Annotated in this window: 9 protein-coding genes; 6 read left to right on the top strand and 3 right to left on the bottom strand. The window is 63.8% G+C overall.

Features of this window, described 5'->3' with window-relative positions:
- The 3 genes from EOA32_RS09305 to EOA32_RS09295 all read left to right on the top strand — a co-directional run.
- Window positions 1–871 (top strand): hydantoinase B/oxoprolinase family protein (locus EOA32_RS09305; RefSeq protein WP_145971281.1); only part of this gene is annotated, 871 nt, incomplete at its 5' end.
- Entirely contained in the window at window positions 868–2,070 is a 1,203-nt protein-coding gene (locus EOA32_RS09300; RefSeq protein WP_095831611.1) for a pyridoxal phosphate-dependent aminotransferase, read from the top strand. The genes EOA32_RS09305 and EOA32_RS09300, both read left to right, overlap by 4 nt.
- Before the next feature lie 3 nt (window positions 2,071–2,073).
- Entirely contained in the window at window positions 2,074–2,886 is an 813-nt protein-coding gene (locus EOA32_RS09295; RefSeq protein WP_128371560.1) for an NAD(P)-dependent oxidoreductase, read from the top strand.
- Window positions 2,887–2,963: 77 nt separating this feature from the next.
- Here EOA32_RS09295 and EOA32_RS09290 read toward each other — a convergent pair whose 3' ends face one another.
- Window positions 2,964–4,340: an aspartate aminotransferase family protein gene (locus tag EOA32_RS09290; RefSeq protein WP_128371559.1), complete on the bottom strand. Its 1,377-nt coding sequence runs from the start codon at window positions 4,338–4,340 to the stop codon at window positions 2,964–2,966.
- A 263-nt stretch (window positions 4,341–4,603) separates the two neighbouring features.
- Between EOA32_RS09290 and EOA32_RS09285 the strand changes: the two genes are divergently transcribed.
- The 3 genes from EOA32_RS09285 (at window position 4,604) to EOA32_RS09275 (ending at window position 8,215) form a co-directional block, all read left to right on the top strand.
- Window positions 4,604–5,722 (top strand): NAD(P)/FAD-dependent oxidoreductase, encoded by a 1,119-nt coding sequence (locus tag EOA32_RS09285; protein ID WP_128371558.1) that lies wholly within the window; start codon window positions 4,604–4,606, stop codon window positions 5,720–5,722.
- Window positions 5,723–5,889: 167 nt separating this feature from the next.
- The gene (locus EOA32_RS09280; RefSeq protein WP_128371557.1) at window positions 5,890–6,678 is read left to right on the top strand and encodes an enoyl-CoA hydratase-related protein; all 789 of its coding nucleotides are present in this window, start codon (window positions 5,890–5,892) and stop codon (window positions 6,676–6,678) included.
- Between the two features lies 1 nt (window position 6,679).
- Entirely contained in the window at window positions 6,680–8,215 is a 1,536-nt protein-coding gene (locus EOA32_RS09275; RefSeq protein ID WP_281013534.1) for a 3-hydroxyacyl-CoA dehydrogenase, read from the top strand.
- A 93-nt stretch (window positions 8,216–8,308) separates the two neighbouring features.
- Here EOA32_RS09275 and EOA32_RS09270 read toward each other — a convergent pair whose 3' ends face one another.
- Both EOA32_RS09270 and EOA32_RS09265 read right to left on the bottom strand, forming a co-directional pair.
- Entirely contained in the window at window positions 8,309–8,923 is a 615-nt protein-coding gene (locus EOA32_RS09270) for a Crp/Fnr family transcriptional regulator (RefSeq protein WP_067328760.1), read from the bottom strand.
- Window positions 8,924–9,479: 556 nt separating this feature from the next.
- A complete protein-coding gene (locus EOA32_RS09265; RefSeq protein ID WP_128371555.1) occupies window positions 9,480–10,037 on the bottom strand; it encodes a hypothetical protein in 558 nt (185 codons plus the stop codon).
- Window positions 10,038–10,084 lie beyond the last annotated feature (47 nt).

Here is a 10,084-nt window from a genome sequence, read left to right as displayed (position 1 = left end):
CGCGGCCACTGTGTCGGTCCGCGAGGACCATGTCGAGGTCGACTTCACCGGCACCGACCCGATGAGCCGCTGGGGCATCAACTGCCCGATCATCTACAGCAAGGCCTATGCCTGCTATGCGCTGAAATGCATGGTGGCGCCCGACATCCCGAACAATGCCGCCTCGCTCGCCTTCTTCACCGTGTCCTCGCCGGTCAACATCCTGAATGCCGTGCGGCCGGCCCCGGTGGCATTGAGGCACATCTTCGGCCACATGGTGCCCGATCTGGTGCTTGGCGCGTTCTCCAAGGCGTTGCCCGGAAAGATCCTCGCCGAAGGCGCCGGCGCGCTGTGGAACATCCACATTTCGGCGCGGCCCGTCGCCGGCGCGTCCGGCCGCCGCGCCGAAGTGCTGATGTTCAACTCCGGCGGCATGGGCGCGCGGCCTGAGCTCGATGGCTTGTCGGCGACGGCCTTCCCGTCCGGTGTCCATACGATGCCGATCGAGGCGACGGAGCATACCGGTCCGATCGTGATCTGGCGCAAGGAGCTGCGGCCGAATTCCGGCGGCGACGGCGAGTTCCGCGGCGGCCTGGGTCAGATCATCGAGATCGCCGCGACCGACGGCCACGAGTTCGACTTCTCCGCCATGTTCGACCGCGTGAACCATCCCCCGCGCGGACGCAATGGCGGCGAGCCCGGCGTCGCCGGCGTGGTCAAGCTCGACGACGGCACAAAGATGCGCCCCAAGGGCTGGCAACACGTGCCCGCCGGGCGGCGGCTGATCCTCGAACTGCCGGGCGGCGGCGGCTATGGCGATCCAGCCAAGCGCAGCGCCGCCGCGCGGGCCAACGACCGATCCAAGGGTTACATCTCGGAGAACGACCAATGAGTTACGTTGCCTCGCGCCTCTCGGCGGTGAAGCCTTCGGCTTCCATGGCGGCTTCGCAGGCCGCCAAGGCGCTGCGCGCCAAGGGTGTGGACGTGATCGACCTCGGGTTGGGCGAACCCGATTTCCCGACCCCGCTTCACATCATCGATGCCGCGCATTTTGCCGCCAAGGCCGGACAGACGCTCTACACCGCCGCCGCGGGCACCATCGAAGTGCGCGAAGCCGTGGCCGGCAAGTTCCGCCGCGAGAACAGCCTGGACTACACGGCCGACGACATCGTCGTCGCCAACGGCGCCAAGCAGATCATCTTCAACGCGCTGATGGCGACGCTGGAGCCAGGCGACGAGGCGATCCTGCCGGCGCCCTATTTCGTCTCCTATCCGGAAATGGTGAAGCTGCTCGGCGGCACGCCCGTCGTCGTCGAATGCCCGGAGACCACAGGCTTCCGGCTGACGCCGGCGCTGCTGGAAAAGGCAATCACGTCAAGGACAAAGTGGCTTTTCCTCAACATGCCCGGCAACCCGTCCGGTGCGGTCTATTCCGCGTCCGATCTCAAGGCGCTGGGCGCGGTGCTGGCAAAACACCCGCAGGTGCTGGTCCTTTCCGACGAGATCTACGAGCACATCCTCTTCGACGGACGCGAATTCGTCTCCTTCGGCAAGGGCTGCCCCGAGCTCAAGAACCGCACCCTGATCGTCAACGGCGTCTCGAAGTCCTACGCCATGACCGGCTGGCGCGTCGGCTACGCAGCCGGCCCCGCGCCACTCATCAAGGCGATGTCGACGATCCAGAGCCAGTCCTGCACCTCGGTGTGCTCGATCGCACAAGCCGCGACCGTCGCCGCCCTCAGCGGTCCGCAGGATGAAGTCGCGCGCTTCCGGCAGGCCTTCGAGGCGCGCCGCAACCTGGTAGTGGACGGCATCAGGAAGATAAACGGACTGACGTTGTCGCCGCCGGAAGGCGCCTTCTACGCCTATATCGGCTGCGCCAGCCTGATCGGCCGCAAGACGCCCAAGGGCGTCGTCCTGGGGGATGACGCGGCCGTGGCCAACTATCTTCTCAACGAAGGACGCGTGGCGTCGGTGCCGGGCGTCGCCTATGGACTGTCACCCTATTTCCGCATCTCGACGGCGACTGGCGAAGGGGTGCTGGCCGAGGCGATCTCGCGGATCAATGCCGCCGTCGCGCAAGTGGAGTAAACGATGCCGCACTACGAACGTATATTGATCACCGGTGCCGCTGGCCGGCTCGGCTCGCAATTGCGCAAGGGACTGGTGCCGCTGGCAAGCAAGATCCGCCTGGCGGGCCGCGGGCCGTTCAGCGATCTTGCGCCTCATGAAGAAGAAGCCGTCTTCGATCTTGCCGACATGGAGGCGACCATCGCGGCCACCAAGGACTGCGATGCGATCGTGCATTTCGGCGGCGCGCCGCTCGAATGCGAGTGGCAGACCATCCTCGATTCCAGCATTCGCGGCTCCTACCACATCTATGAAGGCGCCCGGAAACACGGCGTGAAGCGCGTCGTCTACGCTTCCTCGGTGCATGCCATCGGCTATCACGAGATCGAGGCGCATATCGGCGTCGACGCGCCGGTGCGCCCCGACAGCCTCTATGGCGTGTCGAAAAATTTCGTCGAAAGCCTCAGCCGGCTTTATTGGGACAAGTTCGGCATCGAGACGGTGTGCCTGCGCATCTTCTCGTCGTTCCCCGAGCCGGCCGACGGGCGCATGCTGTGGTCGTATCTTTCCTTCGCCGACTGCGTGCGCCTGGTCGAGGCATCCCTGACAGCGCCGCGCGTCGGCCACACCATCTCGTTCGGCCTATCCAACAACAAGCTGAAGATGGTCGACAACAGCGGCGCCGATCATCTCGGATTCATCCCGCAGGACAGCGCCGAGCCGTTCCGGGCCGCCGTCGAGGCGAAGACGCCAATTCTCGACCCAAGGAGGCCGTCGGTGAAATATCTCGGCGGCTGGTTCTGCGAGCTCGGTCATCCGGACGACAAGCCCGAATAACCATGCCTCGCAAGCAGGTCAGTTCGGAAATGCCGACCTGACCCAGCCGACACGGCGCTCCCATAGTGATCGATGGTTCAGCCCTGTGGCCGGACCTGCGGCAGCGCGGCCTCGAGCGACCGTTCGAACGCGTCGACCAAAGCGTCGACCTGAGTCTCGGTAATGATCAGCGGCGGACAGAAAGCGATCGCATCACCCATGTTGCGCGAGATCACGCCGTTCTGCTGCATGAACCCATTGACCAGCGCACCGAGAGCCGCAGGCTTGCCCCATGGCGCCTTGCTCGCCTTGTCGGCGACCAGCTCGCCGGCGGCGATCAGGCCGACGCCACGCACCTCGCCCACCAGTGGATGGGAACCGAGCTTGCGCAGCCTGGCCTGCAAATGCGCGCCGACCGTGCGCGCATTGCCGACAAGGTCGCGCTCCTCGATCAGCTTGAGGTTTTCCAGCGCGACGGCCGCGGCGACAGGATGACCGCCGCCGGTGAAGCCGTGGCCGAAGGTGCCGATGCGATCGCTCTCGTCGGCGATTGGTTCGAAAACCTTGTCGTTGATCAGCAGCGCCGAGATCGGCAGGTAGGACGACGAGATCTGCTTGGACAACACCATGATGTCGGGCTTGATGCCGAAGGTCTGCGAACCGAACATCTCGCCGGTGCGGCCGAAGCCGCAGATGACCTCGTCGGCCACTAAAAGAATGTCGTATTTCGACAGCACCGCCTGGATTTTTCCCCAATAGCCGGCGGGCGGAACGACGACGCCGCCGGCGCCCATGATCGGCTCGCCGATAAAGGCGGCGATGGTTTCCGGCCCCTCTGCGAGGATCAGCTTTTCCAGGTCGTCGGCCAGACGGCTGGAAAACTGCTCCTCGCTTTCGCCGGGCTCGGCATCGCGCCAGTGGTGCGGCGTCGAGGTGTGCAGGATATTGGCGATCGGCAGGTCGAAGGACAGATGATTGTTCGGCAGCCCGGTCAGGCTTGCGGACGCGATGGTGACGCCATGATAGCCGCGCTTGCGGCTGATGATCTTCTTGCGCGTCGGCTGGCCGAGCGCGTTCGACCGGTACCAGATCATCTTGATCGCCGTGTCGTTGGCCTCGGAGCCCGAATTGGTGAAGTAGGCCTTGCTCATCGGCACCGGTGCCATCTGCACCAGCTTCTCGGCCAGATCGATCAGCGGCGAATGCGCCTTAGAGCCGAAATCGTGGTAGAAGGGCAGCTTCAACATCTGCCGCGTGGCCGCCTCGACCAGTCGCTTTTCCGAGAAGCCGACGGCAACGCTCCACAGGCCGGCCATCGCCTCGATATAGCGGTTGCCGGCAATGTCCTCGACATAGACGCCGTCGCCCTTTTCGATGACCAGCGGTCCCGTCTCTTGGTGCTTGCGGGCATTGGTGTAGGCGTGCATGTGGTAGCGGATGTCGCGGGCTTCAGGGGAATTCGGTCTGGCGTCCATGATGGCTCCTGTCTGCGAGTGTAGGACCATCTCGCTGGTCGAGAAGTCCGAAATTTGCCCTCGTGTCTGAGCTGTGATGCATCATCGCACGTTCAAGCCGCAAGAGCCGCCCTGTCAGGATCGATAGCGCCATGGGAACCTGGCGCATGGTCGGTCTCGCAAGCCGCGGCGGGCACATGATTGCCCTACAGCAATGGACAACAGGCAAATGATCCTTGAGAAAGCGCTGTGAGGCGCCGCTCGCGCAACCGAATGGACTGGGCATGGAACGGGTTGACTGCGTAATTGCCGGTGCCGGCGTGGTGGGCCTCGCGATCGCGCGCGGCCTTGCCGCGCAAGGTTTCGACACGCTGATCCTCGAAGCGGCGGATGCCATCGGCACCGAGACGAGCTCGCGCAATTCGGAAGTCATCCATGCCGGCATCTATTATCCGCAAGGCTCGCTCAAGGCGCGGCTCTGCGTGGCCGGACGCGAGATGCTCTATCGCTACTGCGCCGAGCGCTCGATTCCGCACCGGCGCTGCGGCAAGCTGATCGTCGCGACCGATGATGCGCAGGAGCCGGTGCTTGCCAACATTCGAGCCAATGCCGCGGCCTGCGGTGTCGATGACCTGCGTTTCCTCTCCGCCGCCGAGGCTCACGCGCTGGAGCCGGCGCTGCATTGCACCGCTGCGCTGCTTTCGCCCTCCACCGGCATCATCGACAGCCACGCGCTGATGCTCGCCCTGATCGGCGATGCCGAGGAAAGCGGTGCGCTGCTGTCGCTCAACACCCCCATCGTGTCGGGCCGGATCGAAGCCGACCGCATCGTTCTCCACACAACCAGCACGGGGAGCGGCGAAGATTTCGAGATCGCCACATCGCGGCTCGTGAACGCGGCGGGCCTCGGCGCTGTCGCGCTTGCCGGCTCGATCACAGGATTCGATCGCCGGTTCCTGCCCGGGCTTCGCTATGCCAAAGGCAACTATTTTTCAGTGGCGACGCGAGCGCCCTTTTCGCACCTCATCTATCCCGTGCCGGAGCCCGGCGGGCTTGGCGTCCATCTGACGCTCGACCTCGGCGGCACGGCGCGCTTTGGGCCTGACGTCGAATGGACCGATGCGCTCGACTACCGCGTCGACCCGGCACGCGGCACCCGCTTCTATGCTGAAATCCGCAAATACTGGCCGGAACTGGCCGACGGCAGCCTGCAGCCGGCCTATAGCGGTATCAGGCCAAAGCTTTCCAGTCCCGGCGAAGCCAACAGCGATTTCGTCATCCAGGATACCGGGACGCATGGCATCGCGGGCCTGGTCAATCTATTTGGCATCGAAAGCCCTGGGCTGACCTCGAGCCTGGCCATCGCCGAGCATGTGACGCGCATCTTGCTGGAGCATCGTTAATGGATAGAACTCATCGGAGCTCGAGCGAAAGCATGACGCTGAGAAGCCGCCTCAGGCCTGCGGACCGCCCTGATCGCACCGGTCGCAGCAAACAATATCCTTGCGGGCCTCGCGGCCGCTGACCATAGTTCGGGTATGAAGTTCCCAGTTAGCTTCCGCAGCACGAAATGAGTTCCGCGAAAGACTCCCTCCTTGTCGTCGAGAGCCGCCCTGTCGAGAAGGTGGGGCTGGTCGAAATCAATCGTCCCGAAGTGCGCAACGCGCTCAACCTCGAAGTGCGGGAGAAGCTGGCCGCCGCCGTGGCAAGCTTTTCCGAGGACACGGAAATCCGCTCGATCGTCATTGCTGGGCGCGGCGGCAACTTCGCTGCAGGAGCCGACATAAAAGCGTTTGAAAAGCTCGGCTCGGCCGACATGCTTCTGCAGCGCACCCACCGCTACTGGGACGCGATCGCCAGGTGCCCGAAGCCGGTCATTGCCGCGCTCGAAGGCTTCGCGCTGGGCGGCGGGTGCGAGCTTGCCATGCACGCCGACATCATCGTCGCCGCAAGGTCAGCCACTTTTGGCCAGCCTGAAGTCAAGCTCGGCTTGATGCCGGGCGCCGGCGGCACCCAGCGCCTGCTCAGGGCAATCGGCAAATACAAGACGCTGATGCTCCTTCTCACCGGCGACATGTTTTCGGCCGAGGATGCCGAGCGTGCCGGCTTGGTCAGCACCCTGACAGATGAGGGCCAGCCCTTGCAGCATGCGCTGCAAATCGCTGAGAGGATCGGCCGTCTTCCGCCGCTGGCCGTCGAGCAGATCAAGGAGGCGGTCGTCAACGGCGAAGACGCTCCGTTGGAAACCGCCTTGAGGCTGGAACGCAAAGCCTTCCAGCTGCTTTTCGATACCGCGGACAAACGGGAGGGCATTGCCGCCTTCCTGGAGAAGCGCAGACCCTCGTTCAAGGGGCGCTGACTTGGCAGGCGCGGGAGGGGAGTCCATCAGTCGGATCGGGAAAGCCGGTGTCGTAGGCGCCGGGGTGATGGGTTCCGGCATAGCGGAGGTCCTGGCGGCGGCAGGCATCGATGTGATGATGGTCGATGATGCCCCCGGAAAGGCGGCGGCGGCCATCGAGCAAATCGCGTCGCGTCAGCGCGCCAGGGCAGCCGCCGGCAAAGTCAGCTCGGACGTGGTCGAGAAGCTGCTCGCCCATATCGAACCTGCCGAAACACTTGAGCGACTGGCAGGCGCCGATCTGGTGGTGGAAGCTATTGTCGAACGTCTCGACCCCAAACGTCAGCTCATCGAGGCGCTGGAGACAATCGTCAGGCCGGACGCCATCATCGCGACCAACACCTCTTCGCTGTCCGTCACGGCGATCGCTTCCGCGGCCAAGCGACCTGAGCGGATTGCCGGCTACCATTTCTTCAATCCCGTGCCCGTGATGAAACTGGTCGAGGTCATCTCAGGAGCTCACACGGCGCCTGAGGTGGAGCACACGCTGGTCGAGCTTGCGGCCCGCTTCGGCCACCGGCCCGTCGTCGCCAGCGACACGCCCGGCTTTATCGTCAATCACGCCGGCCGCGCCTTCGGCACCGAGGCCCTGGCCATGCTGCGGGAGGGCGTGGCCTCGATCGCCGAGATCGATGCGATCCTGCGCGACGCCGCCGGCTTCAGGATGGGCCCCTTCGAATTGATGGACCTTACCGGGCTCGATGTCTCCCACCCGGTGATGGAGAGTGTCTACAACCAGTTCTATCAGGATCCGCGTTACCGCCCTTCCGTCATCGCGGCGCAGCGTGTGGCGGCGGGCCTGCTCGGGCGCAAGACCGGACGCGGCTTCTATGCCTACGACGGCAACCGGCAAGCCGTTCCGCCCGCATCGACACAGCCGGCGGAAACCGCCGGGATTCCGGACCGCGTCACCGTTCTGGCCGACAATGACGCCGGCGAAATGCAAAAACTGGTCGCGTCGGCCGGCGCCACTGTTTGCGGTCGCCAGGATCAGGCGCTAGGGCGAGACGGCCTCATCCTCGTAGGGTTGGAGGGGCACGATGTCGCCGGCGCCGCGATGCGTCTTGGCCTCTCACCTTCACTATGCGTCGGGTTCGATCCCTATTTCGGCTTGGACCGTCACGTCACGCTCGTCGCGTCGGCGGCGACATCCGACACGGCCAGGAGCGCCGCCCTCGCGCTTGCCAAAAGCGCCGGCCGCAAGGCGACCCTGGTGAGCGATAGTTGCGGCGCGGTCTGCCAGCGCGTGGTCGCGATGATCGTCAATATCGGCAGCGAGATCATCGAGCAAAAGATTGCATCGGCGGCGGATGTGGACGCCGCCGTACGGCTGGGGCTCGGCTATCCCCACGGACCTCTGGAGTGGGGCAACAAGCTCGGCCCTGCCCGCATTTTGCGCATCCTGGATACGATCCATGACCGCACCCGGGATCCTCGCTACCGCGCAAGTCTTTGGCTGCGACGGCGCGCCGAATTGGGGCTTGCGCTGGAAGAATAAGCTGGCCGGAAGGAGACGATTTGGCCCAAACGGTTTGGGCAGTTCAGCACTTCCGCGCGATGAACTGCCCGTGCCAGGCCTGAGCGCCTTGCATCAGCTCGAAATGTAGGAGCGATCAAATCCGGCTGTTTTGATCAGTCCCGGAAGATCATGCAACTCGACGACGCCGTACCGGAATGAGGCCAGGGCGGTCTGACGCAACGTTTTCAACACGCGACTCACATGCACAGCCGAAAGTCCCAACGCATCGGCCAGTTCGCCCTGGGTCAGCGGGCATTCAAAGCGGGCCGGATAGCTCGTTGCCGATCGATGTGAGCGGCAGGCCAGTTCGAGAAGGAAATGGGCCGTGCGTTCAACGGCACCCCTTCTGCTGACGCTTGCCAGGTGTTCCGCAACCCTTGAATATCGATCCGCCTCAGCCCGCAGGATTGCTTCGCAGATGGACTGCGGATAACGCGCAGAACATGTACGGACGGGGCCGGCCAGCTCAATCGCGATAACGTCCGAGAGGGCCGTCACCGTATCGCCCGCTTTTCCGGCGAACTCGATCACCGCAATTTCGCGAGGAAGCGCAAAATCGACGATGAGACGTGAGCCATTCGGCAATGTCTTCGCAAATGCCGCCCAGCCGGCGATCATAATCAGAATAGAGGATTTGGTGTGGTATTCGCCTGCAATAGTCGCGTTGGCCGCATAGGTGCGGCGCACGGCTCCTGGCAGTACAGAGATTCCCCTTTCCCAGCTTGCGTCAGCAAGCGTGGGTCCTTTCACCAATCCAACTTGCTTCGATAAGTTCATTTCCCCGAATCGCCCAAGCCCATGATCCACCCCCCCCGGGTCAACCTGAAGCTGCAACTATCGACTAGGCAAAAAGTTCCATCTGTCACCTCATCCGAATTGCAGCGCAGTCTACCACCTTTTGGTACAACCCTACACCCTTGGTATATTAAAGTCGCTCAGCCAGCACAGCTTTGGCTTGCAGCGCACGATGACTTCGGAACAACAGCTCGTGCCGCACCGATGCCAAGCAGCATGCCGCGGCGTGCCCGCATGCCGTCGAAATGCAGGCCCCACCGCACCGATCCCGCATACTGCGCCCGACAGTATCGTCTGGACCATCGCAAAGCCCCGGCGGGAGGCCGAGAGTCTCGTCATTACGCGCGACGCTGCGGATGCAGCGAAAAGTTGAACCGCGCTGTCGGTCCGGACAGGCTGCCCGAGAACCTGCCGCCGGAACACCGATCCTTGTCTTCGAACCTTGTTGTCAGGGGCCCCCACCCGTCGATGAGGCAAAATTGCGCCCTGCCGATTGCGTTGACGCCGGAGCCGCGGATTCAGGTCGCGGACCGGGCGCTTGCAGCTCTTGCCAAGGCGGCCCTGGGATATATCGCGTCTCGCTTTCTGGATTGTCCGTCGCGCCGACCGCGACGGTTTGCACCATTGCTCCGGCTTCCGGCTTCCGGCGCGAACGCCTGACGCTGTAGGTCTGTCGCCTCTCCTCGGCGACTTCCAGGCCGTCTATTGCCGACGCGACCAATGCGAGCCGGTCCTCGATTTGCTTCATACGCCTCCAGGTGGAAAGCAAGGCCAATGAAACGAGGACGCAATAGGCGAGAAGGGCGGCGATCGCCCCCGCCCAATTCTCGATACCCAACAATAGCAACATGACAGTGCCGATAATGACGGCAAGGGTCCCGTAGCCCAGCGGCCGGCCCTTAAGAAGAAGCATCAGCGGCAGGGTTGCCGCCAGCAGAAGAATGACCCCGGGACCGTCGAGCACCCAACCTGCAAAACTCGGAACGACTTCGCTATAAGTGTCCATGTCAACCTCAGAACTGCCGAGGCCGGCCGCTTCTCTCATCGTCAGGA

This window comes from Mesorhizobium sp. M1A.F.Ca.ET.072.01.1.1 (genome assembly GCF_004023325.1).
Lineage (GTDB): Bacteria > Pseudomonadota > Alphaproteobacteria > Rhizobiales > Rhizobiaceae > Mesorhizobium.
This window is presented reverse-complemented; position numbering and strand designations above follow the sequence as displayed.

Excerpts from the sequence above, each read along its gene's own strand:
- EOA32_RS09295 (WP_128371560.1), top strand. The coding sequence starts at position 2,074 with ATGCCGCACTACGAACGTATATTGATCACCGGTGCCGCTGGCCGGCTC.
- EOA32_RS09300 (WP_095831611.1), top strand. The coding sequence starts at position 868 with ATGAGTTACGTTGCCTCGCGCCTCTCGGCGGTGAAGCCTTCGGCTTCC.
- EOA32_RS09280 (WP_128371557.1), top strand. The coding sequence starts at position 5,890 with ATGAGTTCCGCGAAAGACTCCCTCCTTGTCGTCGAGAGCCGCCCTGTC.
- EOA32_RS09285 (WP_128371558.1), top strand. The coding sequence starts at position 4,604 with ATGGAACGGGTTGACTGCGTAATTGCCGGTGCCGGCGTGGTGGGCCTC.
- EOA32_RS09290 (WP_128371559.1), bottom strand. The coding sequence starts at position 4,340 with ATGGACGCCAGACCGAATTCCCCTGAAGCCCGCGACATCCGCTACCAC.
- EOA32_RS09265 (WP_128371555.1), bottom strand. The coding sequence starts at position 10,037 with ATGGACACTTATAGCGAAGTCGTTCCGAGTTTTGCAGGTTGGGTGCTC.